General features: G+C 53.5%; 22 protein-coding genes and 1 pseudogene. 7 read left to right on the forward strand and 16 right to left on the reverse strand.

Going from position 1 to position 23,920, the window contains the following annotated elements:
* Positions 1 to 267: 267 nt before the first annotated feature.
* Positions 268 to 1,767 carry an aldehyde dehydrogenase family protein gene (locus tag D8682_RS03025; RefSeq protein ID WP_121813500.1) on the reverse strand — a complete coding sequence of 500 codons (1,500 nt, stop codon included), beginning with the start codon at positions 1,765 to 1,767 and terminating at the stop codon, positions 268 to 270.
* Positions 1,768 to 2,025: 258 nt separating this feature from the next.
* On the opposite strand from D8682_RS03025, the gene feaR reads away from it, so the two are divergent.
* Entirely contained in the window at positions 2,026 to 2,934 is a 909-nt protein-coding gene (gene feaR / locus D8682_RS03030) for a transcriptional regulator FeaR (RefSeq protein WP_064546668.1), read from the forward strand.
* A 46-nt stretch (positions 2,935 to 2,980) separates the two neighbouring features.
* Here feaR and paaY read toward each other — a convergent pair whose 3' ends face one another.
* Complete coding sequence (gene paaY / locus D8682_RS03035; protein ID WP_121813501.1) at positions 2,981 to 3,571, reverse strand: phenylacetic acid degradation protein PaaY; 591 nt, start codon at positions 3,569 to 3,571, stop codon at positions 2,981 to 2,983.
* Positions 3,572 to 3,580: 9 nt separating this feature from the next.
* A complete protein-coding gene (paaX, locus tag D8682_RS03040) occupies positions 3,581 to 4,513 on the reverse strand; it encodes a phenylacetic acid degradation operon negative regulatory protein PaaX (protein ID WP_121813502.1) in 933 nt (310 codons plus the stop codon).
* A gap of 286 nt (positions 4,514 to 4,799) precedes the next feature.
* Between paaX and D8682_RS03045 the strand changes: the two genes are divergently transcribed.
* Together D8682_RS03045 and D8682_RS03050 are read left to right on the forward strand one after the other, a co-directional pair.
* Positions 4,800 to 5,165, forward strand: a complete 366-nt coding sequence (locus D8682_RS03045) for a DUF6516 family protein (protein ID WP_121813503.1) — start codon at positions 4,800 to 4,802, stop codon at positions 5,163 to 5,165.
* The gene (locus D8682_RS03050) at positions 5,162 to 5,539 is read left to right on the forward strand and encodes a transcriptional regulator (protein WP_064546659.1); all 378 of its coding nucleotides are present in this window, start codon (positions 5,162 to 5,164) and stop codon (positions 5,537 to 5,539) included. Before D8682_RS03045 ends, D8682_RS03050 begins: the two co-directional genes overlap by 4 nt.
* Before the next feature lie 24 nt (positions 5,540 to 5,563).
* Here the strand turns inward: D8682_RS03050 and paaK are convergent, their stop codons facing one another.
* From paaK to paaA, 11 genes are all read right to left on the reverse strand, one after another.
* Positions 5,564 to 6,880 (reverse strand): phenylacetate--CoA ligase PaaK, encoded by a 1,317-nt coding sequence (gene paaK, locus D8682_RS03055; RefSeq protein ID WP_121813504.1) that lies wholly within the window; start codon positions 6,878 to 6,880, stop codon positions 5,564 to 5,566.
* 22 nt (positions 6,881 to 6,902) lie between these two features.
* A complete protein-coding gene (gene pcaF / locus D8682_RS03060) occupies positions 6,903 to 8,111 on the reverse strand; it encodes a 3-oxoadipyl-CoA thiolase (RefSeq protein ID WP_121813505.1) in 1,209 nt (402 codons plus the stop codon).
* Positions 8,108 to 8,533 (reverse strand): hydroxyphenylacetyl-CoA thioesterase PaaI, encoded by a 426-nt coding sequence (gene paaI / locus D8682_RS03065; RefSeq protein WP_064546655.1) that lies wholly within the window; start codon positions 8,531 to 8,533, stop codon positions 8,108 to 8,110. The genes pcaF and paaI overlap by 4 nt, the downstream gene beginning before the upstream one ends.
* Entirely contained in the window at positions 8,523 to 10,004 is a 1,482-nt protein-coding gene (gene paaH / locus D8682_RS03070) for a 3-hydroxyacyl-CoA dehydrogenase PaaH (protein ID WP_121815622.1), read from the reverse strand. Before paaH ends, paaI begins: the two co-directional genes overlap by 11 nt.
* A 2-nt stretch (positions 10,005 to 10,006) precedes the next feature.
* Positions 10,007 to 10,792, reverse strand: coding sequence for a 2-(1,2-epoxy-1,2-dihydrophenyl)acetyl-CoA isomerase PaaG (gene paaG, locus D8682_RS03075; protein WP_121813506.1), 786 nt, complete (start codon positions 10,790 to 10,792; stop codon positions 10,007 to 10,009).
* A gap of 2 nt (positions 10,793 to 10,794) precedes the next feature.
* Positions 10,795 to 11,562, reverse strand: a complete 768-nt coding sequence (gene paaF / locus D8682_RS03080) for a 2,3-dehydroadipyl-CoA hydratase PaaF (protein WP_121813507.1) — start codon at positions 11,560 to 11,562, stop codon at positions 10,795 to 10,797.
* Complete coding sequence (paaE, locus tag D8682_RS03085) at positions 11,562 to 12,629, reverse strand: 1,2-phenylacetyl-CoA epoxidase subunit PaaE (RefSeq protein WP_121813508.1); 1,068 nt, start codon at positions 12,627 to 12,629, stop codon at positions 11,562 to 11,564. The genes paaF and paaE overlap by 1 nt, the downstream gene beginning before the upstream one ends.
* A 7-nt stretch (positions 12,630 to 12,636) precedes the next feature.
* Positions 12,637 to 13,137 (reverse strand): 1,2-phenylacetyl-CoA epoxidase subunit PaaD, encoded by a 501-nt coding sequence (gene paaD / locus D8682_RS03090; protein WP_121813509.1) that lies wholly within the window; start codon positions 13,135 to 13,137, stop codon positions 12,637 to 12,639.
* Positions 13,138 to 13,147: 10 nt separating this feature from the next.
* Positions 13,148 to 13,903 carry a 1,2-phenylacetyl-CoA epoxidase subunit PaaC gene (paaC, locus tag D8682_RS03095; RefSeq protein WP_121813510.1) on the reverse strand — a complete coding sequence of 252 codons (756 nt, stop codon included), beginning with the start codon at positions 13,901 to 13,903 and terminating at the stop codon, positions 13,148 to 13,150.
* Between the two features lie 8 nt (positions 13,904 to 13,911).
* Complete coding sequence (gene paaB / locus D8682_RS03100) at positions 13,912 to 14,199, reverse strand: 1,2-phenylacetyl-CoA epoxidase subunit PaaB (protein ID WP_121813511.1); 288 nt, start codon at positions 14,197 to 14,199, stop codon at positions 13,912 to 13,914.
* Positions 14,200 to 14,260: 61 nt separating this feature from the next.
* Entirely contained in the window at positions 14,261 to 15,178 is a 918-nt protein-coding gene (paaA, locus tag D8682_RS03105; protein WP_121813512.1) for a 1,2-phenylacetyl-CoA epoxidase subunit PaaA, read from the reverse strand.
* A gap of 286 nt (positions 15,179 to 15,464) precedes the next feature.
* Here paaA and paaZ point away from each other — a divergent pair, with 286 nt between their 5' ends.
* The 3 genes and pseudogenes from paaZ to tyrP all read left to right on the forward strand — a co-directional run bounded on the left by paaZ (position 15,465) and on the right by tyrP (position 21,445).
* Positions 15,465 to 17,495, forward strand: a complete 2,031-nt coding sequence (paaZ, locus tag D8682_RS03110) for a phenylacetic acid degradation bifunctional protein PaaZ (RefSeq protein ID WP_121813513.1) — start codon at positions 15,465 to 15,467, stop codon at positions 17,493 to 17,495.
* Between the two features lie 203 nt (positions 17,496 to 17,698).
* Positions 17,699 to 19,960: pseudogene (gene tynA, locus D8682_RS03115) on the forward strand (primary-amine oxidase).
* 273 nt (positions 19,961 to 20,233) lie between these two features.
* A complete protein-coding gene (gene tyrP / locus D8682_RS03120; RefSeq protein ID WP_121813514.1) occupies positions 20,234 to 21,445 on the forward strand; it encodes a tyrosine transporter TyrP in 1,212 nt (403 codons plus the stop codon).
* On the opposite strand, the gene D8682_RS03125 is transcribed toward tyrP, so the two are convergent.
* Entirely contained in the window at positions 21,442 to 22,338 is an 897-nt protein-coding gene (locus D8682_RS03125) for an ABC transporter six-transmembrane domain-containing protein (protein ID WP_064546631.1), read from the reverse strand. The genes tyrP and D8682_RS03125 overlap by 4 nt on opposite strands.
* Before the next feature lie 94 nt (positions 22,339 to 22,432).
* Between D8682_RS03125 and D8682_RS03130 the strand changes: the two genes are divergently transcribed.
* Complete coding sequence (locus D8682_RS03130; protein ID WP_121813515.1) at positions 22,433 to 23,011, forward strand: TetR/AcrR family transcriptional regulator; 579 nt, start codon at positions 22,433 to 22,435, stop codon at positions 23,009 to 23,011.
* 10 nt (positions 23,012 to 23,021) lie between these two features.
* On the opposite strand, the gene D8682_RS03135 is transcribed toward D8682_RS03130, so the two are convergent.
* A complete protein-coding gene (locus D8682_RS03135; RefSeq protein WP_121813516.1) occupies positions 23,022 to 23,918 on the reverse strand; it encodes a transporter substrate-binding domain-containing protein in 897 nt (298 codons plus the stop codon).
* Positions 23,919 to 23,920: the final 2 nt, after the last annotated feature.

The following is a 23,920-nucleotide window of genomic DNA, read 5'->3' on the forward strand; positions in this document are numbered from 1 at the left end:
CCCCCTCGTTTTTGCAACAACTCCGTCCAGAAATCGAAAACTAACCTAAAACAAAAATAAAACCGTAGCCTCTGTCTCGCTAACTGCTCCGTTTCAAACCCCGCAGCGTTATATCTCAAAGCTGTGACTACCGTTTATATTTATTTAATGACACAGCTATTGTTGATTTTAATACTCATTGTAATAAACGGGTTTTGTAGGGTGGATAAGCGATAGCGTCATCCACCATTTTGAAGTGAACCCCGAAAGATTTCGGGGTTATTTATTCTAATAACGCACACAAATCGATTTTGTTTCCGTATAAGCATCCAGCCAGTCCGGGCCAAAATCTCTGCCTGAACCGGATTGTTTCATGCCGCCAAACGGCAAATTGGCATCAATAAGCGTATGGCTGTTTACCCAAACGGTTCCCGCCTGAATGCGTGAGGTATAACTCATCGCCGCCTGCATGTTGTTGGTCCATAGACTCGCCGTTAAGCCATACTCTGTGTCGTTTGCCAGGCGCAACGCTTCTTCGGCATCTTTGACGCACACCAGGTTTACTACCGGCCCAAACACCTCTTCATGATTCAGGCGCAAATCCGCTGACGGATTCACAACCAGCGTTGGCGTGATGTAATAACCCTCGCCTTTTGGCGCGGTGTTCCCGGTGATCAACTCCGCATGTTTGCGCTGCGCATCATCCAGATAACTGGCGACTTTTTGCTGATGCGCTTTTGAAACCAGTGGGTTGATGTGCGTACCGGTATCCATACCTGCGCCTACAGAGAGTGATTTCACCGCCTGCTCAAAGCCGCTGACTAATGTGTCAAACAGTGGCGATTCAATGTAAATGCGTGAGCTGGCGGCGCAAACCTGCCCCTGGTTCAGGAAACTGCCCGCCATCAACCCGCCAATCACCATCTCAGGGTCGGCATCTTTCAGTACGATCGCCGGGTTTTTGCCGCCCAGTTCTAGCGTGACGCGAGTCAGACGATCCGCAGCCGCGCGCGCAATGCCTTTGCCGGTGGCGGTCGAACCGGTAAAGCTGACTTTCGCAACCAATGGATGTTGTGACAGCGCACGCCCACAAACCGCGCCGCTGCCGGTGACAACGTTAAATACGCCATCAGGAATACCGGCTTCGCTGGCTAATTCCGCCACTCGTAGCAACGTTAGCGGCGTGGTTTCCGATGGTTTCACCACAATCGAGCAACCTGCCGCCAGTGCGGGCATCACTTTCCACATGCCAATCAGCAGCGGGAAGTTCCACGGCACAATGCCTGCGACCACACCGACCGGCTCTTTGCGGGTCCAGGCCTGGTAACGCGCCCCTTCCGGCATTGGAATCGATACATCCAGCGTGCGTCCGCTGATTTTGGTGGTCAGCCCGGCGGTATAACGCATCCAGTTCAGCGCGCAACCCACTTCAAAAGCGCGGGAAATGTTAATGGATTTACCTTGTTCCAGCGTTTCGAGTTGCGCCAGTTCTTCGGTATTTTGTTCAACCAGGTCAGCAAATTTCAGCAGAATTCTTTCGCGTGCGGCAGGCAACATATTCGCCCACACGCCGCTGGTAAACGCACGCCAGGCCGAAGTGACAGCTTTGTCGACATCGGTTTCACTGGCATCGGCACTGGTGGCAATTTGTTGGCCATCTGCCGGGTTAAAAACACTCAGGCGTGATGAGGAAGCCGACGCATGCCAGCTTCCGTCGATATACAGCCCATGCTGGCGCGCCAGAAAACGTTGAACCGACTCGAGAACAGCAACAGCGTTAGCAGACATAGTTTCTCCTTATCATCGTATTGGCAACAAGCCCTGGTAAGCAGTCTAGGGGCAGGCTGCGTAAAAGGTTTGCCTGTGCCTGACAATTACTTTGTTCCCTGTGACAGCACACGCATTTGGCGACAAAGCTCGCCGTTTTATTGGCCAATTTATCTATAGTGAATTCCTATACCAGACGCGAAGGGCTTCTCCCGTATCGCGCAAGCTGTAACAATGAATTAACACGTGGCACCCCTGGTGCAATTGGTGAGGTGAACAATGGCAGATTCGGCAAATCACGAGCGTTTCGATAGTTGGTTGGATCATATCAACCGTGCCTGCGGGCCTTTCGCCGGGCAAGTCACGGATGGTGGATTCCACGGCAGTTTGCAGGAATATCACGCCAATGCCATGAAGCTGAGCATCGTCGATGCCGCTCATTCACGTCTGTTCCGTACCCAATATGAAGTCGCTCGCAGCAACGACGCCTGGTATTACGCGGTGTTTCAACTCGATGGTGAAACCGTTCTGGAGCAAGGCAACAACCAGGCGGTGATGCACAGCGGTGATATCACGCTGATTGATGCTTCACGCCCGTGCAGCATCAATTACACCCAACAAACCAAACAAATTTCATTGCTGGTTCCGCGCCATATGCTGGAGCAAAACCGTCGTTCAGGTGAACTCCCTTGTGCCTATCGCCTCAACGCCGAGATGCCAGTGGTGAAAATGAGCCAGCGTCTGCTGCATGAAAGCATGAAAAACCCGACGCTTAACGCCTGCGAAAGTGAAGCCGCGCTGGAAGCACTTATTTGCCTGCTGCGCCCGGTATTGCAGGTGCGCGATGCCCTGCCGTCCAAACGTGACAAGCAACTTGAGCGGGTAATGGGGCTGATTGATAACAATATTCAGTCGGAAGATTTACGCCCTGAATGGATTGCCAGTGAAGCGGGAATGTCAGTGCGTAGTCTGTACCGCATGTTTGCCGATAAAGGTCTGGTGGTGGCGCAATACATCAAAAACCGTCGACTGGATTTGTGCGCCCAGGCGCTGCGCACCGTCAGCACGACCGAGAAATTAGCCGGAATTGGTTATAACTGGGGATTCACCGACCATAGCCACTTTTCGACGGCATTTAAGTTGCGCTTCGGTGTTTCGCCTGGGGAATATCGCAAACGCTGGCAGTAAACTAGCGAGGGATAACGCAGCCGCGATTCCCCCACTGGCGCGACTTTTACGATTTTGGCTGGTGCGCACTAATTATGGTTTTTTCATCGCGATTCGCTTCCACTTCGCGCAACGGTTCCACCTGGTGCATAGTTTGCTGGCAACGGATCACCAGTTCCTGATATTCACGCGTGCCCTGCTTTTTCCACTCAATCTCCTCGGGGCGCAATTCACGCACCAACTTCGCCGGGCTGCCGAGGATCATTTGATTCGCGCCAAACTCGGCGCGCGCTTTCACAAACGCCGTGGCACCGACAATACTGTTTTCGCCAATTTGTGCGCCATCCAGAATCACCGCATTCATGCCAACCAGCACATTTTTGCCAATTAAGCAGCCGTGCAAAATAGCGCCGTGACCAATATGACCGTCCTCTTCGACTACGGTATCCTGCTCCGGGAAACCGTGCATCACGCAATTATCCTGCACGTTCGCCCCATCTTTGACGATAATGCGCCCAAAGTCGCCACGTAAGCTGGCATTCGGCCCGATATAAACCCGATGGCCGAGAATCACATCGCCAATCAGTACCGCTGTCGGGTGCACGTAGCTGTCTTCCGGCACCACGGGGGTGAGTCCATCAATTTGATACACGGGCATAGTTTCTCCTTACGGGTTCAGATTGATTCCACCAAAACGCTGAAAATAGCCGCTTCCCGGTTGTGGCAAATCACCCACCGAGGTTTCCCCATGCTCGCTGACAAACAGCAGCGCACCGGGCGCAACGCGTTGGTAAATGTTGATGCACAACTGGCGAGCGCTTTGCCCCTGCCAGTGTGGCGGCAGTAACTCATCAGGAAGCAGTGGGTCTTTAAGCACCACGCGACGATAAAAGTGGATAAGCAGAAGTTGGATCTGGAAACAGCGCAGCGGCGTCAGTTCACTTTCATCGGCCTCACGTAATAGCGGCAACAACGGGCGAAACGAGTTAATAAATTCGCCGTAGCGGTCGTTTTTATCGGTCAACAACCAGCATTCTTCGACGCGCGCTTTAAGTGCAGTTTTTGATGCCTGCAACGGCGAACTGGCTTCAAAACAGATTACGTTATCGGCAACTCCGGCTTCATGCAGCAGGTTCTGCACGTCCGCCAGATTTTGCGACGGCGACGCCATCAGGCTCGGTGCCAGCGTACCAAACCCTTGCCAGATAAGTTGTTTCTTCACTTGCAGGAGGGTGTTTTTCTCAAGCCCTTCCGAGAGTAACAGCAGCCATTTACCGTCCCATTCTGGTTGCCCGGCACGATAGATTTTGGCTTCTGCGCGGCGCGTCATACGCTGCCCCATTTCGGTGAGACGATAGAAACTGCGTCGCCCGACGCGTTCCACGTCAAGCCAGCCTTCTTTGTTGAGTCGGAATAACGAGGTCCGCACAAAACGTTCGCCAAAGCCTAACGATTCAAGCATCGTCGCCAGGCTTCCCAGCCAGATTTCTCCGCCACGATGCGCCAGCGCATCACCGTACAAAGAGACAATCAGCGACGTTCCGCTAATGGGAACGGCGCTGACCGCCTGCTGAATAAACTGTTCCAGTTTGTTGCTCATCGTCAGACTAAAATTCCGTTTAAAACCGTTAAGACATAAAACATAGCACAACAAAGATAATAAAAATCATGTCATTAACAATGTGATTCACATTTTTCGAAAATACAGATTTCGTAGGTCGGATAAGCGCAGCGTCATCCGACATAACCGTTTTGATTTTAGTTTTGCGAGGCGTTTCCACAATATTAAGTCTCTGTATTGTACTGCCATTTTTTCCCCATCATTCTTCCATTGCATAAAAATCAAACTAACATTATGATTCGGTCATAAGTAAGGATTTTACTCGATGGAAAGAGAAGATTTTGGCTTGCAGTGGTTACTCGAACTTCACGGGGTCTCGGTCCAAATGGACGACGGTTATTGGTGGAAAGCGGAAGTCTGGCAGGTCGCCCCTACGGTCCTTTGCCCACATGGTGTTCGTTATTCGTTAACTTTGCATAACAAGTACAACACACGCATTTTTGGTTATGACAATGCACATGGCATCAGAGCAGCCGGCAAAGGGAGGTTTGGTAGTCGAATCGTCCGTGACCACGTTCACCTTACGGCGTCCGATAAAGGGCATGTATATGAATTTTCCTCTGCGGCACAACTGCTGGAAGATTTTTTTAAACACAGCGAAGAACTAATCAACCGAAGGAAGCAACAATGAAAGCAAGAATCGGCATCATGTCGAATGCACTGGTTCAAAAGTATATGCTGGCTATTGTGTCCGGTAAGTATCTCCGGGCAGAGGATGAACCTAAAATATGGTTCGTCTCAATCAACGCCTTAGGGCAAATATTGAATCCTGAAAACATCGCACTCTTGCGACTCATGGTCGAACATCAACCGGAAACTATCTCCGAACTTGCGGCGCTGTCCAACCGCCAGCTCAGTAACCTGTCTGTCACTTTGCAGGCGCTAAACAGGCACGGATTCGTTGAGCTAATCAAAACCGGTCGCAAAGTAAAACCTAAAGCGCTGTATACCGACTTTGAAATCATTGTCGACAGCGCTTTTGAAGCCCGCATTAACGCAGCCTGAACCGCATGTTAATGCGGGATATTGTTACTGATTCGCCGCTGTGCGCAAATCACACACGCGAATCGCTTTGCCTTCCGAACGTGGCAGGCTACCGCAATTCACAATGCTGATATCGGTAGAAATCCCGACCATCGACTTAATGCGATGACGTAACTGGTGGCACACCGAGCAACGTTGTTCATGGCTCAGATACAAGCTGCTCTCTTTCAGCTCCACCTTGACAGAAAGCGTGTCGAGATGGCCGTCGCGGTGCACTTCCAGTTGGTAATGCGGTGCCAGATGCTCAAATTTCACAATCTCTTCTTCGAGTTGTGACGGGAACACATTCACACCACGGATGATCAACATATCGTCTGAACGGCCGGTAATGCGGTCCATACGGCGCATGGTGCGCGCGGTGCCTGGCAGTAAACGCGTCAGGTCGCGGGTGCGGTAACGAATCACCGGCAACGCTTCTTTGGTCAGCGTGGTAAACAGCAATTCGCCCTGCTCACCATCTTCCAGCGGTACGCCGCTAATTGGGTTAACGATTTCTGGATAGAAATGATCTTCCCAAATCGTTGGCCCGTCCGTGGTTTCCAGGCATTCCATCGCCACACCTGGGCCCATCACTTCCGACAGCCCGTAAATATCCAGTGCTGTAATACCCAAACGACGTTCGATTTCACGGCGCATGGCGTGGGTCCACGGTTCTGCACCAAACACCCCAACACGCAGCGAGCAATCGCGCGCATCGCCACCCATCTGGCGTTCCAGCTCTTCAATCAGGTTCAGACACCAGGACGGCGTCACCATAATCATATCCGGGCGGAAATCGCGGATTAGCTGTGCCTGTTTCTCGGTTTGCCCGCCAGACATCGGGATAACGGTGGCTCCGAGGCGTTCAGCGCCATAATGCGCACCCAGCCCGCCGGTAAACAGCCCGTAACCATAAGCGACGTGAATTTTATCTTTCGGCGTACCGCCTGCGGCACGCAGCGAACGAGCGACAATATCCGCCCAGGTATCAATATCTTTTTGCGTGTAACCGACCACCGTTGGCTTACCGGTGGTGCCGGATGACGCGTGAATACGCACAACTTGCTCCATTGGCACCGCAAAAGTGTCGAACGGATAGTTGTCGCGCAAATCCTGTTTGGTGGTGCAGGGAAAGAGGCGAATGTCCTTCAGCTCTTTGAAATCGTCAGGGTGTACGCCGACTGCATCGAACTTACGTTTGTACATCGGCACATTGTTATAGGCGTGGTTGAGCGTCCATTTCATACGCTGCGTTTGTAAGGCCTGCAGCTCATCAATTGATGCCGTTTCAATCGGTTCCAGCTTTGTAGTAGAGGTTATCATTATAGGGTACTCGCAGGTTTGATTAGCTCACACGCTCAAGGATCAGGGCAATGCCCTGGCCAACACCGATACACATCGTACACAGGGCATAACGGCCATTGCGGCGATGTAGTTCGTGGCTGGCGGCTAGCGCCAGTCGGGCTCCACTCATTCCCAAAGGATGGCCTAACGCAATCGCGCCGCCGTTGGGATTAACATGTGGGGCGTCGTCAGGCAGCCCCAACTGTCGTAATACCCCCAACGCTTGCGCGGCAAAGGCCTCGTTCAGTTCGATAACATCCATATCGTTGATGGAGAGTCCTGCAAGCTCCAGCACCTTGCGGGTCGCAGGTACTGGTCCAAGCCCCATCAGACGCGGTTCAACGCCAGCGGTTGCCATCGCCACAATACGGGCTTTTGGCGTTAAACCATGGCGCTGTGCCGCAGATGCGCTGGCAATAATCAATGCTGCCGCACCATCGTTGACACCGGAAGCGTTACCGGCGGTGATCACCCCGTTTTTGCGGAATGGCGCTTTTAACGCGTTGAGTTGTTGCAAAGTTGTTTCATGGCGTGGGTGTTCGTCTTCGCGAACCTCAGTCACCGCTCCTTTTTTCCCTTGCAACACCACCGGCACGATCTCCTGTGCCAGTACGCCATTGATGCGCGCTTGCTCTGCACGTTGCTGGCTACGCCAGGCAAACGCATCTTGATCCGCTCGGCTTATGCTTAACAACTCCGCTACATTCTCTGCCGTTTCGGGCATGCTGTCAGTACCAAAGTGTTCAGCCATGAGCGGGTTCACAAAACGCCAGCCGATCGTGGTATCAAACAGTTCTGCCTGGCGCTGAAACGGCGTATTTGCCTTGCCCATCACGAACGGCGCACGCGACATCGACTCCACGCCACCGGCAATCATCAGCTCAGCATCACCGGCTCTGATGGCTCGCGCCGCCATGCCTAACGCATCCAGACCGGAGCCGCATAAACGGTTGATGGTGGTACCGGAAAGCGTCTGTGGGAGTCCGGCAAGCAGTGTCGCCATTCGCGCCACGTTACGGTTATCTTCCCCTGCTTGGTTGGCACAACCGAGGATCACGTCATCCACCGCGTTCCAGTCCAGATTCGGGTACCGCGCCATCAGCTCTTTGAGCGGGATTGCGGCCAGGTCATCGGCTCGCACTGAAGAAAGTGCGCCGCCGTAACGGCCAATTGGCGTGCGGACACCATCACAGATAAAGGCGTCTTTCATAGTTTGGCTCCAGAGAGAGTGGTTCCGATACGGTGCGAACGCCCGCGAAACAGTGCGATGGTTTTCTCATCCTGATTGATAATTTCAATGTCATAGACGCCCGTCTGCCGCCCCTGAGTGCGCACCTGGGCAATCGCTGTCAGCGTGTCCCCCGCTTTACCCGGACGCACAAAATCGATACTGCAACCGGAAGCCACCGCCGCCAGCCCCTGGCTGTTACAGGCATAAGCAAATGCGGTATCCGCGAGGGTAAAGAGTTGCCCGCCGTGGCAGGTTTGATGGCCGTTGAGCATCGCGGTGGTAATGGTCATGGTTAAGCGCGCAAAGCCTTCACCCATTTCCTGAATTTCAATTCCCATCTGCTGCGCGCAGTTGTCGCGAGCGTACATTTCGCGGGCATTCGCCCAGGCATTAGTGCTCATGTTGAGTCTCCAGAAGCGTGCGTTGACGCAGCAGCGAGGTCGGGCGATAACGCTCCTCACCATAATGTTGTTGCAGGTTTTCCAGCAGGCGCAGCACATTTTGCCAGCCCAGCTCCGCGCCCCACGCCAGCGGGCCACGCGGGTAATTCACGCCCAGGCGCATCGCGGTGTCGATGTCCTGCTCGCTGGCGACCCCTTTTTGCAGCGCGTCTGCTGCTTCATTTGCCAGCATCGCCACGGTGCGCCACACCAACAGGCCAGGGTAATCGCGGATCTCCAGCACCTGTTTGCCTTGTTGCTGGAAAAAATGAATCGCTTTGGCGGTTTGTTCTGGCGTATTGCCAGCGGCGGCAGCCAGCACAACCAATGGCGATGACTGCCAGTTGTTAATCAAATCAATCAGCACCACCGGGCAATTCAGCCGTTTTGCTAATTGAGTTGCTGTTTCGCCTTGCGTGACTTCAACCCGCACTTCGTCCAGTTGTAACCATGAATCCGTGACACTGTCACCGAAATCACTATTATTTAGCCAGGCCGCACGCCCGTGGCGCTCAATCAGCTGTGCACCCGCGCTGGCAGGCAGCGCGGCCAGATAAGGCAATTCTTCATTGATTGGCCAACGATAGACACCCTGCCCGGTTTTCTTACCCAAACGCTTACCGAGTACCAGTTCTTGCTGAATCAGCGACGGTAGAAAACGGCGCTCCTGCCAGAAACCGTTGAACACCGAACAGGTCACCGCAAAATTAACGTCCTGGCCGATTAAATCGGTCAGCGCCAGCGGCCCCATTGGGAAACCGCCGCAATCACGCAAGGCCGCATCAATCACACCCGCAGGGGCAATTTGTTCTTCCAGTGCGCGCCAGGCTTCCGAATAAAACGGACGCGCCACGCGGTTGACGATAAAGCCAGGCGTTGAGTGGCAACGCACCGGTTGTTTCCCCCAACGCAGCGCCAGACTGGTTAGGCTCTCCAGCACAGCGGGCGCGGTTTCCAGCCCGCTCACCACTTCCACCAGTTTCATCACCGGAGCCGGATTAAAGAAATGCAGCCCCGCCACACGCTGTGGATGTGGCACACCGCTGGCAATCGCGGTAATCGAAATTGACGAGGTGTTACTGGCAAAAATAGTTTCTGCTGAACAGACGGTCGCCAGGTCGCGGAAAATCGCCTGTTTGATGTCGATTTGCTCGGCTGCCGCTTCAATCACTAATGCAGCATCCGCCAGTTCATTCAATTCTTGTGCGGCGGTTAAGCGGTTAACCACGGCATTTTTCTCAGACTCGGTGAGTTTGCCTTTTGCTACGCGGGCGCTCAGTGCGGTGGCGATGCCATCGATAGCACGAACGGCGGCATCCGGCTGGATGTCATAAATTTTAACCGGATGCCCGGCTTGCGCGGCAACTTGGGCAATGCCCGCGCCCATGGTGCCGCTGCCAATCACCGCGATAATCGATTGTGGAGTCAGCATCATCATTTCCCCTTAAACACCGCAGGGCGTTTGGCGAGGAAGGCCGACACACCTTCGCGATAATCTTCACTTCTGCCTGCCATACGCTGATAATCGCGCTCCAGATCAAGCTGCGCATCCAGCGTGTTAGTTTCTGAGGCAAACAGCGCTTTCTTCACCAGACCAAGGCCGAAGGTTGGCTGGCTGGCAAAATGCGTGGCAAGCTGGCGGGCGGTATCGTTTAACGCTTCGTCGTCAACCACTTGCCAGATCATCCCCCACTGTAGCGCCTGTTCTGCGCTCAGTTTGTCGCCCATTAATGCCAGCCCCATTGCCCGTGCATGCCCGGCAAGACGTGGCAGATACCAGGTGCCGCCGCAATCCGGTACCAGGCCTAGCTTGCTGAAAGACATCACAAAATTGACCGAACGCGCCGCAATCACGATGTCGCAACCCAGCGCCAGCGTGGCTCCGGCACCGGCGGCAACACCATTTACCGCCGCGATCACCGGCTTGGGTAATTTTGCCAGGCGCTTAACCAGCGGGTTGTAGAAGTTTTCCACCGACGCGCCTAAATCCGGTGCATCGCCGCTTGGGTCGACGTTGCGGTCGTTGAGATCCTGCCCGGCACAAAACCCGCGCCCGGCACCGGTAATCAGCAGGCAGCGAATGGACTCGTCGCGCTCGGCCTGCGTCAGCACTTCTGCCAACTGGCGGTGCATTTCGTCGTTAAAGCTGTTCAGGCGTTCAGGGCGATTGAGAGTCAGCGTCATCACGCCGTTTTGCACATCACTAAGAATGAAATTCATGGTTATCGTCCTTTAAACGCAGCGGGTCGTTTTTCGAGAAATGCGGCAATGCCTTCCTGCCGGTCTTCAGTGGCGGCCAGTAGTGTGAAAAGCTGGCGCTCATGTTGTAATCCCTGGCTGAGTGAAAGCTCATGCGCCTGGCGCAGTGCTGTTTTCGCCGCCTGCAACGCCAGTGGCGCATGTTGTGCGATGCGTGCCGCCAGTTTTTTGGTGTATTCCAGCGTCAGGGCTTGTGGGCAAACCTCTGCCACCAGTCCGGCAAGCTGTGCCTGTTCGGCGCTAATCGCTTCGCCCGTGAGTACCATTTTGTAGGCCAGCGCTTTGCCAACACTGCGAATCAGGCGTTGTGTGCCGCCCGCCCCAGGCATAATGCCGAGGGTGATTTCCGGCAGGCCAAAGCGGGCGTTGTCACCCGCCAGTACGATGTCGCACAGCATCGCCAGCTCGCAGCCTGCGCCCAGTGCATAACCGTTTACCGCCGCCAGCAATGGCTTGTTAAAGCGTTCGATACGCGCCCAAAGCTGTGGACGAGGATCGTTGAGCGTGGCGGGCATATCGCGGTTCGCCATCTCTTTTAAATCAGCACCTGCGGCAAAAAAACGCTCGTTGCCGGTGAGCACCACCGCACCAACGCTTTCATCGTGTTGCGCACTTTCCAGCGCCTGAGCAATGTGTTCGAGCAGCGCGTTGTTTAATGCGTTACGCGCTTGTGGGCGGTTAAGCGTCAGGGTTAGCACGCGGTCATTCTGGCTAATCAGTAGCTCGTTCATTAAAGCCCCTGCGCATCAAAGTCGATTACCACGTTGTCGCCTTTCGGTAACGCCTGGCAGCTGAGGATGTAGCCCGCCGCCAGTTGGTCTGGCTCGAGGCTGTAGTTAACGCCCATTTCTACTTCACCGCTGACCACTTTGCAGCGGCAAGTGGCACACACCCCGCCTTTGCAGGCGTAAGGCAAATCCGCGCCCTGGCGCAAGGCCGCATCAAGAATGCTTTCGTCATCGGAATCGAGGATGATTTTGCGGTCGCGTCCGTCCTGGCGCAGCGTCACCACTTTGCCTGCTGCTTGCTCACGGCGACGCAGGCTTGGCGCGCTGCCAGGCGTGTTGAAGTGTTCAATAAAGATGTTTTGCTGTGCGACACCCATCGTCAGTAAAGCCGCTTCTGATTCCTGCATCATGCTTTGCGGACCGCAGATAAAGGTGCGGTCAAAGCCTTTCAAGTCGAGCAGATTGTCACCCAGCGCTTTGAGTTTCGCGCCATTAAGACGCCCGCTCAGCAACTCGCTTTCTTGTACTTCCTGGCTGAACAGGTAAATCAGTTGCAGGCGTTGCGGATAGCGGTCTTTTAAGTCGGCCAGTGCCTGGCGGAACATCATGCTGCGGCTGCTGCGATTGCCGTAAACCAGCGTGACGCGGCTGTCAGATTCAGTCGCTAATGTGGCGCTAACAATCGCTAACATCGGCGTGATGCCGGAACCGACCGCCAGCGCCAGATAGTTGCCTGCGGTGTCGTGCTGCGGCTGGTAACCAAATGTCCCCTGCGGGATCATCACGTCCATCGCCATTCCCGCCGCTAAATCGCTCACCGCGTACTGCGAAAAACGCCCGCCTTCGATGGCTTTCACCGCCACACAAATTTCACCGGGCTGTTCGGCGCGGCAAATGGAGTAGCAGCGGCGTAACTCTTCGCCACCGAGACGTGTTTTCAGCGTCAAATGCTGGCCAGGTTTAAAGGCGTAATGTGTCTGCAATTCGGCAGGCACGGCAAAAGTGATGGCAACCGCTTCAGGAGTTTCCTGCTCAATGCGCGCCACCGTTAGCGAATGAAACGTTGTCATGGCAACCTCAAATACATTTAAAGTAATCAAAGGGTTCGCGGCAACTATCACAGCGGTATAACGCTTTGCAGGCCGTAGAACCGAATTCGCTAATCAGCGAGGTGTGCAAACTGCCGCAGCGTGGGCAACTCACTTCCACCGCAGCTGATGTGGCGTGGCAAGCATGCCCTTGTGGCGGGCTGATGCCGTATTCACGCAGCCGAGTTTTGGCGGTTGGCGTCATCCAGTCGGTGGTCCACGCCGGGTGCAACATATGTTCGATGTGCACCGGTTGGTGCCCTGCTTTTTCCATCGCTTCACGAATCGCCGCCAGCAGAAAATCTGTCGCCGGGCAGCCGGAATAGGTTGGCGTGAAACCGATGTGCCAGCCGTCATCACGATGGTGAACACTGCGTACCATGCCGAGATCGGTGATGGTCAGTACCGGGATTTCAGGGTCGCTGATTTGCCCGAGAATGCGCCAGACCTCGCGGGTTTGCGCCGGTTCCACCACATCGAGAGTTTGCATCTTTACCTCACTACCATTGCTGATTGGGGTACGCGCGTTGCAGGTACTGCATATCTGCCAGCAACGGGCCGAGATGTTCGGTATGCAGCCCCTGTTTGCCGCCGGTGCGATATTGCGCTTCCTGTGGTTTGACGAGTGTGGCCGCCAGCAACGTGCCGAACACTTCCTCTTCCCAGGCCGTACGCAGCGTGCGCGGGTCGACCGCAATCCCAAGTTGTGCGAGTTCGATTTCCAGCTCGTCGGCTTCAAACATTTCGCCGCTAAAACGCCACAGTTTGTTCAGTGAATGCTGCATTTTTTGCTGCGAAAACTCCGTGCCGTTGCCTAGACGCACTAACCAACCGCGGCTGAAGCGCAGGTGGTAACGCACTTCTTTGATAGCTTTCGCGGCAATCGCCGCCAGTTGTGCATCGCGGCTCAGCGCCAGGCGCTCAAACAGCACCACATGCCAGGCATCCAGCAGGTACTGGCGCATCAGGGTGTCAGCGAAATCACCGTTCGGCTGCTCAGCCAGCAACACATTGCGGTATTCGCGCTCGTCACGGCCAAATGCCAGTTTGTCTTCATCAAACTCGGCACCCTGAAGTTCAGCGGCATAGCTCAGGAAGTTGCGCGCCTGGCCGAGTAAATCGAGGCCGATGTTCGCCAGCGCCAGGTCAATCTCCAGCTCCGGCGCGTGTCCACACCACGCCGTTAAGCGCTGTGCCAGCACCAGACAGGTATCGCCGAGGCGCAGGGTGTAAGTGGTTAACGGGGAATAAGTCATTTCACGCCTCACATGTGCTCGATGCCATCAGGGATGGTGTAGAACGTCGGGTGGCGATAAATTTTGGTTTCCGCCGGGTCAAAAAACGCACCGCGTTCTTCAGGCTGTGAAGCAATGATTTCGCTCGCCTTCACCACCCAGATTGAGCAGCCTTCACTGCGGCGGGTGTAGACATCGCGGGCGTTTTCCAGCGCCATTTGTTCGTCGGCGGCGTGCAGGCTACCCACATGGCGATGGGATAAACCTTGTTTGCTGCGAATAAATACTTCGTATAACGGCCAGTGAACTTTGCTCATGTGTTTTTCCTTCAAATTCGGGTGTCAATGGTGGCATTCCCTCTCCCTGGGGAGAGGGGGGCTACAAATTCTGTTTTGCGGCATACGCCAGCGCGGCTTCGCGCACCCATGTGCCCTCTTCCCAGGCTTTGCGTTTGGCGGCTAAGCGCTCTTCATTGCATAGCCCACGTCCGGCGACCACTTCATTAAATTCGTGCCAGTCAATTTCGCTGAATTGGTAATGCCCGCTGGCTTCGTTCCAGTGCAGCCCTTCATCCGGCACAGTCATACCCAGCATTTCAACTTGTGGCACGGTGTTGTCGACAAAACGCTGGCGTAATTCGTCATTACCAAAACGTTTGATTTTCCACGCCAGGCTTTGCGCGCTGTTGGGTGAATTGTCGTCGTTCGGGCCAAACATCATCAGTGCTGGCCACCAGAAACGGTTTATCGCGTCCTGCAACATCTGGCGCTGTTCTTCACTGCCCTGCGCCAGCACCATGCAGGCTTCAAAACCCTGGCGCTGATGGAAGCTCTCTTCTTTACAGATTTTCACCATTGCACGGGCATAAGGGCCGTATGAAGTGCGGCACAGTGCCACCTGGTTCACGATCGCGGCACCATCAACCAGCCAGCCAATCACGCCAATGTCGGCCCAGTTCAGCGTCGGATAATTGAAGATGGAGGAATACTTCATCTTTCCGTCGAGCATCTTTTGGTAGATGTCTTCCCGTGCACAGCCCAGCGTTTCTGCCGCGCTATACAGATAAAGCCCGTGTCCGGCTTCGTCCTGCACTTTCGCTAACAAAATGGCTTTGCGCTTTAAGCTCGGTGCGCGGGTCAGCCAGTTGCCTTCCGGCAGCATGCCAACGATCTCGGAATGCGCGTGCTGACCTATCTGACGAATCAACGTCTTACGGTATTCATCAGGCATCCAGTCTTGCGGTTCAATCGCGATTTCCTGTGCGATTCGCTCATCAAAACGCTGTTGTTCAGTCACGTCATCACCTTTTATGATTCAAACTAAATTCACAAATCGGGTTTATGTGAATCACTTAATGATTAAAAGTTACAGATAAGTTAACCAAAACACCAAAATTAACACGCGCGGTTTGTGAGCTTTATCACGATAAATTTCAAATATTCTTTATTGTTTATGTATATAAGCAAATCACCAAAACTACGCGTAATCACATTGTTAATAAATTATTAAATTACATCTTGATTTTTATGATTCACAAATCAACCATTGATGCAATTAAACGTAATGCTTAGTGGGGTATGCGATGCAGCAGTTAACAAGTTATCTGTCAGGTCAGTGGGCGATGGGCCATGGCAAAGAACGCACGATAAATCATGCAATTAGCGGCGAAGCGCTGTATCAGGTCACCAGTGAAGGGCTGGATATGGCGCAGGCGCGCCGTTACGCCATCGACCACGGCGGCACTGCTTTAAGCGCGATGACCTTTGTTCAACGCGCCGCCATGATTAAAGCGGTGGCAAAACATCTGCTGGCAAATAAAGAAGCGTTTTATGCGATTTCTTACCAGACAGGAGCCACCCGCGCAGATAGCTGGGTGGATATTGAAGGCGGTATCGGCACCCTGTTCGCTTATGCCGGGATGGGCAACCGCGAATTACCAGACGATGTATTGTGGCCAGAAGACGAAATGATCCCGCTGTCTAAACAAGGCGGATTTGCCGCTCGCCATGTGCTGACGTCAAAATCGGGCGTGGCACTGCACATCAACGCGTTTAACTTCCCTTGCTGGGGCATGCTAGAAAAACTGGCTCCAACCTGGCTTGCCGGTATGCCGGCGATTATCAAGCCTGGTACTGCCAGCGCGCAGTTGACCCATGCGATGGTGAAATCAATTGTTGATTCAGGGCTGGTACCAAATGGTGCAATCAGCCTGATTTGCGGTGGCGTCGCTAACCTGTTTGATTTGCTCGATGAGCAAGACGTAGTGACCTTCACCGGCTCCGCCAGCACTGGACAAAAGTTACGTTGTCACTCAAATATTGTCGCCCGATCCGTACCCTTCACGATGGAAGCCGACTCGCTGAACTGCTGCGTTCTGGGCGAAGATGTGACGCCGGAACACCCTGAATTTGCGCTGTTTATCCGTGAAGTGGTGTGCGAGATGACGGCTAAAGCCGGGCAAAAATGTACCGCAATCCGCCGTATTTTGGTTCCACAAGCGCAACTTGAAAACGTGGTGCAGGCACTAAAAGACAAACTGGAGAAAATCCAGCCCGGCGATCCGGCGCAGGAAGGCGTAAAAATGGGTGCACTGGTCAGCCTTGAACAGCGCGACGATGTGCAAAGCAAAGTGAACCAGCTGGTTGCCGCAGGCTGCCAGGTAGTGGTCGGCGGCCACGCCGATACTGCCCTTGCGGGCGCGTTCTTCCCACCAACGTTGTTACTGTGCCAGCAGCCTGATGAAACCCCAGCGGTGCATGAACTCGAAGCGTTTGGCCCGGTTGCCACCGTAATGCCTTATCAGAATGCGCAACATGCGATGGCGCTGGCACGTGCGGGCCAGGGGAGCCTTGCAGGAACGCTGGTCACGGCGAGTGGCGATATTGCCCGCCAGTTTGTGCTGGGTGCGGCGCGTGCTCACGGGCGAATTCAGGTGCTGAACCAGGAATCATCGGTGGAATCCACCGGCCATGGTTCGCCATTACCAATGCTGGTTCACGGCGGCCCAGGCCGAGCCGGTGGCGGTGAGGAATTGGGTGGCTTGCGCGCAGTAAAACATTACATGCAACGCACCGCGATTCAGGGCAGCCCATCAATGCTGGCGGCAGTTAGCCAACAGTGGAGCCATGGTGCGGCAGTGAAAGAAGATGCGGTGCACCCGTTCCGCAAACACTTTGACGACCTGCAAATTGGTGAAAGTTTACTGACAGCTCGCCGCACCATTACCGAGGCCGATATTGTCAATTTCGCCAATCTCAGCGGCGACCATTTCTATGCCCACGTCGACAAAATTGGTGCGGCAGAATCATTCTTTGGCGAACGCGTCGCCCACGGCTATTTCGTGGTTTCTGCCGCTGCGGGGCTATTTGTTGACCCAGGTGTCGGGCCGGTTATCGCCAACTACGGTATGGAAAACCTGCGCTTTATCGAGCCGGTAAAAATCGGCGATACCCTGCAAGTGCGTCTGACCTGTAAGCGTAAGACCGCCAAGCCGCAGAAAACCGCCGAAGATAAACCGGTTGGCGTGGTGGAATGGGCAGTAGAAGTGATGAACCAGGATAAACAGGCCGTGGCTTTATATTCCATTTTGACGCTGGTAGCGCGTAAGAGTTAATACATTTTGTCGGATGACGCTGCGCCTATCCGACCTACGAAAGGCCGTTGTAGGGGGGATAAGCGCAGCGTCATCCACCATTATTTTGATTTTGGCAAACCCAGCAAAATGGTTGGCAAGCAGCGCAATATATCTTGCCTGAGAAGTTGTTATGTTGAATTCATGCCCGTTTATAAAAAACATACGCTAAAAGTGAGAATTTCATGAATTTAATAACTGGAAAGAAAACCCTGGCTTTAGCAATCGCACTTCTGACTTCCCCGGGTGTATTCGCTCACGGCAGCGAAGCGCATATGGTGCCGATGGAGAAAACACTGACTGAATTCGGTGCTGATGTGCAATGGGATGATTACGCGCAGATGTTCACCATCGTGAAAGACGGTGCGTTTGTGAAAGTAAAACCTAATAGCAAATCGGCCATCGTCAACGGCAAAACATTGCAATTACAAGTGCCGGTGATTTTTAAAAAGAAAACCGCTTATATTTCTGAAGACTTTATTAACGAAGTTTTCCAGTCCGGCCTTGATCAAACTTTCGCGGTCGAGAAAAAACCTCATCCACTTAATTCACTGACTGCGGATGAAATAAACCAGGCGGTCAAAATTGTTCAGGGCGCGCCAGATTTTAAACCGGGTATTCGCTTTACTGAAATATCGCTGCATGAACCGCCGAAAGATCAGGTCTGGCAATTCGTGATGACAGGCCAGGAGGTCACTGCCCCGCGTCAGGCCGATGTGATTATGCTCGACGGCATTCATATTGTGGAAGGCGTGGTGGATTTAAGTGCCGGTAAAGTGGTGTCGTGGAAACCGATTGAAGGCGCACATGGCATGGTGCTGATTGATGATTTCATCAGCGTACAGACCATTATCAACGGCAGCAAAGAGTACGCCGAGGCGCTGAAAAAACACGGTGTCGACGACCCAACTAAAGTGATCACCACCCCGCTCACCGTCGGCTATTTTGACGGGAAAGATGGACTGGAACAGAACCAGCGCCTGCTCAAAGTGGTGAGCTATCTTGATACTGGCGATGGCAACTACTGGGCTCACCCAATTGAAAACCTGGTGGCAGTCGTCGATCTTGAGCAGAAGAAAATCATCAAGATTGAAGAAGGCCAGGTCGTTCCGGTGCCGATGAATCCACGTCCGTTTGATGGCCGTGACCGCGTAGCACCCGAAGTTAAACCGCTGGAAATCATCGAGCCGGAAGGTAAAAACTACACCATTACTGGCGATACTATTCACTGACAGAACTGGGATTTCCACCTGCGCCTGAATTCCCGCGTTGGGCCGATTCTCTCTACCGTGACCTATAACGACAACGGTAACAAACGCAAAGTGATGTATGAAGGCTCGCTCGGCGGCATGATCGTGCCTTACGGCGACCCTGATGTTGGCTGGTATTTTAAAGCTTATCTGGATGCCGGTGATTACGGCATGGGTACGCTGACTTCCCCGCTGGCTCGCGGCAAAGATGCCCCAACAAACGCGGTGATGCTGGATGAAACTATTGCTGATTACACCGGCAAACCGACCACTATCCCACGTGCGGTAGCGGTATTTGAACGCTACGCCGGGCCTGAATATAAGCACCAGGAAATGGGCCAGCCGAATATCAGCACCGAGCGCCGCGAGTTAGTGGTGCGCTGGATCAGTACCGTCGGCAACTACGACTATATTTTTGACTGGGTATTCCACCAGAACGGCACCATCGGCATTGATGCAGGCGCGACCGGCATTGAAGCGGTTAAAGGTGTGAAAGCCAAAACCATGCACGATGAAACCGCCAAAGATGACACTAAATACGGCACGCTTATCGACCACAATATCGTCGGCACCACGCACCAACACATCTACAACTTCCGCCTCGATATGGACGTGGATGGTGAGAACAACAAACTGGTGGCGCTTGACCCTGAAGTGAAACCGAATACCGCTGGCGGCCCGCGCACCAGTACCATGCAGATCAACCAGCATGATATTAATACCGAACAAGAAGCGGCACAGAAGTTTGACCCAGGCACTATTCGCTTGCTGAGTAATACCAGCAAAGAGAACAAAATGGGTAACCCGGTTTCTTATCAAATTATCCCTTATGCAGGTGGCACCCATCCGGTAGCGACCGGTGCGAAATTTGCACCAGACGAATGGATTTATCACCGCCTGAGCTTTATGGATAAGCAACTGTGGGTGACGCGTTACAACCCGGAAGAACGTTATCCGGAAGGGAAATATCCAAACCGTTCGGCGCACGACACGGGTCTGGGTGAGTACAGCAAAGACAATCAATCACTGGATAACCAGGATGATGTGGTGTGGATGACCACCGGCACCACACACGTGGCTCGCGCTGAAGAGTGGCCAATCATGCCAACGGAATGGGTGCACACGCTGCTGAAACCGTGGAACTTCTTCGATGAAACGCCGACGCTGAATCTGGCGGGGAAAAAAGAGCAGAAGTAACCTGGGCTGGGATGTCGTTGTTTTGTCGGATGACGCTGGCGCTTATCCGACCTACGAAAATGTCGACATCCCTCACTGTACGCGCCACGCTTATCCTACCTACAGAACCTGCGAAAGCGTTGGGTTTTGTAGGGTGGATAAGCGCCAGCGTCATCCACCGATAATGTAAATATATCAATACACTTCGCGTAACCCCTGTTTGACGCCTTAGCCATAATCCCTTAATCTGCGCGGCACAATGTCGTTATAACAAGCGTAAATTCAGAGGGAAGCGTGAAGAATCGCACTCTTGGCAGTATCTTTATCGTCGCTGGCACCACAATTGGCGCAGGAATGTTGGCAATGCCACTGGCTTCGGCGGGTGTTGGGTTCGGGGTGACGTTTGTGTTGCTGGTCAGTCTGTGGGGGTTGATGTGCTACACCGCCTTGCTGCTGGTTGAAGTTTATCAGCACGTTTCCGCTGATACCGGGCTGGGTACGCTGGCGCGCCGCTATCTTGGCAAACCAGGGCAATGGTTGACGGGGTTTAGCATGTTATTCCTGATGTACGCGTTAACCGCCGCGTATATCAGTGGCGCGGGCGAACTGCTTGCCGCAAGCCTGAGCCAATGGTTTTCTACCACTATTTCGGTCACCAGCGGCGTGTTGCTGTTCACCTTTGTTGCCGGAGGCGTGGTCTGCATCGGCACCCATATGGTGGATATGTTTAACCGCGTGTTGTTCAGCGCCAAGATCGTCATGTTGGTGGTGATGCTGACGCTGATGATGCCACATATCCATCACACCAATCTGCTGACGCTGCCGTTGGAAAAAGGCCTCGCACTTTCGGCGATCCCGGTGATTTTCACTTCGTTCGGTTTTCATGGCAGCGTACCCAGTATTGTTAGTTATCTGGACGGCAATCTGCGCAAGTTACGCTGGGTGTTTATCATTGGCAGCGCCATTCCGTTAGTGGCTTATATTTTCTGGCAAGTGGCGACACTAGGCGCGATTGATTCAGGCGTGTTCAGCGGATTACTGGCTAATCATTCCGGTCTGAATGGCTTGTTGCAGGCGGTTCGTGAAGTGGTGGCATCAACACATGTTGAGCTGGCGGTTCATCTGTTTGCCGATCTCGCGCTGGCAACCTCGTTCCTCGGCGTGTCGTTAGGGTTATTCGATTACCTTGGCGATTTGTTCAACCGTAATCGTAAAGCGTCAGGCCGTATGCAAACAGGGCTAATGACCTTCGTGCCACCGCTGATCTTTGCCCTGTTCTATCCGCAAGGTTTCGTGATGGCGCTGGGTTACGCCGGTGTGGCGCTGGCGATTCTGGCGTTGATCATCCCTTCACTTTTAGTGTGGAAAAGCCGCCAGATGCAGAAAGAAGCGGGCTACCGCGTTGCAGGCGGCAAGCCGTTGCTGATTGTGGTGTTTGCTTGCGGTATCGCCGTGATTGTTATCCAGGCATTGATTGCCACAGGCGCATTGCCTGAGGTCGGTTAATCCACCAGCCCGGTATTCACACGTTTGCCTATCTCTTTAAGCTGCGAGTATTTCTCCAGCAGAGATGGGCCGTCATCAAGGCTCATGGCAAACATCCACATGTACGTCATGACCGAGTAAATATGCCCGGCGTTCCCGACCCCTTTCACGGTCATCAACATGATGGTCATAGCGAACAGGAACGCTGCGGCAATACCAATTGCCAGATAACCGTAAGCTTCACGGTCAGACAACCGAATACGCACCTGTGCCAAAAAGTTGTAGTGCTTGTTGAGCGTGTTTTCACTGGCATAGCCAACGAACCCCACCTCTTTTTCCAGCCGGTCGTTCAGTTTCTCGTACAGCATTTCGTTCTTGCGCGTATAGCTCGGCAGGAACAGCGCAAAGAAAACCAGCACCACCATGCAAGCCACACCAGCCCAGAACTCGATGGTTAACAGCATGACAACTGCGCCGATTATCGACGCCAGTGAAGTAATCAGCAACGGCAGATGCGTTTCGAAGAAATTGACAAATTCGCGTGACAACGTCACACGTGCTGCAATCGTTGAGTGGCTATGATCATCTTTACGTTGTGCGAGGATCACCGGCACCGCGAGGCCAGCGTAGATTCTGGCGAAAGTGCGGGTGTCCATGCTGCGGCGCGCAGCACCTATCGCCCACATAATAAAAACCACCAGCGCATACAACAACGCATGCAGGGATTGCCCTTTGATGATGGCATTAATGGCAAAGCCCGCCATTAACGGATACAGCAAGTAAACGACGTTCTCGGCGACCACCAGCAGCAGAGTGACAATGAGCTTTTTACTGTGGAGTTTTGCGAGTTTTTTTAAGGTATTCAATGCACCGCGCGATGGTTTAAGCTGAGCGGTTTGCTGACAAGTAGACATGACTTTATATTCTTAGATTGTTATTCTTGAGCGGTTGCTCAAGAATGAAAAGATTCTATTTGAGCACTTGCTCAAAGTCAACGAAGGTACCGTGATGAAAGAAAAAACGTCTGTTCTAAAAGAAAATATTCTTGATGCCGCGATCGGGCTGTTCACGGATAAAGGGGTAGAAAAAGTGACGACCCGCGAGCTAACCGAACAAGTCGGTATCGCCCGTAGCCATATTTATCACTATTTCCCCGACTGGCAGACGTTGTGTATCGCAGCGTTTGAACGCTTTATGTATGCGGAGCTGGAAGCTTTTAGCCAAAAGACGCGCGCCCAGTCACCTGCGCAAGGTTTGAATGTTTTCATCGAAGATTATCTACCTGACCGCGCCGATGCCGTTTGGGAGTTGTACGGCTCGTTGTGGCGGCTGGCGGTGCATAACAAGGTGTACGCCGATCTTGCCCTGACGCTGACCGAAAAGTGGGATGCGTTGCTGGCAAGCATTATTGAAAGCGGCATTGAGAGTGGCGTGTTTCGCCAAACCGATGTCGGGCGGGTGACCCGCCAGCTTAGCGCGTTGCTAAACGGCTATTCGGATCAACTGATTATCGACAGCGCGCCGCTGGCCCGCCAACAGGCGCTGGACGATATTCATGGGTTTATAAGCCAGGTACTTTTGGCTTAACCGGAAATCGCTACGGATAGGTAATCCCTTGCGGATTCACCTCAGACGTCGCCACTTCTTCGCCCTTTTCTCCCCATCGCGCCAACACTTGCTGGTATTCACCACGTTTCGCTGCACCATCCAGTGCAGCTTGCAGTGCATAAACCAGCTCATTACCTTTTTTGGTGGTGGTGGCAACATAGGCTTTCTTCGGCCCTAACCCAACAACACGCGTGGTGCCAGTGAGTGCCGCTTTATAGGCCGCCACACTTTGCGGGCCGAAAGTGGCGTCCGCCCGCCCAGCCTGAATATACAAATTGCCGGAAGCGTCATCGGTCAGATAAATCGGTTGGGCTGCTTTGCGCCCTTCGCGCTCATTGATTTCATTCCAGCCCAGGAGAATTTTTTCCTGATTGGTCCCTGAACCTAAAATGATGCGTAAACCGGCAACATCCGCTGGGCCAGTGATTTTTTGAATTGGGCTGTCTGATTTGACCGCAAACGCCAGCGAATCGACCCGATAAGTCGCGAAATCGAACTTCGTTTTACGCTGCTCGGTCACCGCAATATTCACCAGTGCGACGTCATAGCGACCCGACGTAATCCCCAGTGGCCAGTCTTCCCACGCGGTCGGCACCAGTTTGAGCTTCAGCCCTAAACTATCGGCCAGCAAACGGGCAATATCCGGATCGCTGCCGATCCTCGTGCGGTTATCACTTGCCAGCAACGCCAACGGCGGAGAGTTGAGCGCGGATATCGCCACCGTCAGGGTTCCCGGTTCCACAAACTTAAAGCCCTGAGGAATTTTGCTGATAGCCAGCGGGTCTTTAGCGGTATGAATCGGTTGTTCATTGGCCTTAAGATCAAGACTCCCGTGGGCATACAGCGTGGTACTGATCATCAATAGCGCCAGTGGGACAAATTTCATGC

The sequence above is a fragment of the Buttiauxella sp. 3AFRM03 genome (genome assembly GCF_003675305.1).
Classification (GTDB): domain Bacteria; phylum Pseudomonadota; class Gammaproteobacteria; order Enterobacterales; family Enterobacteriaceae; genus Buttiauxella; species Buttiauxella ferragutiae.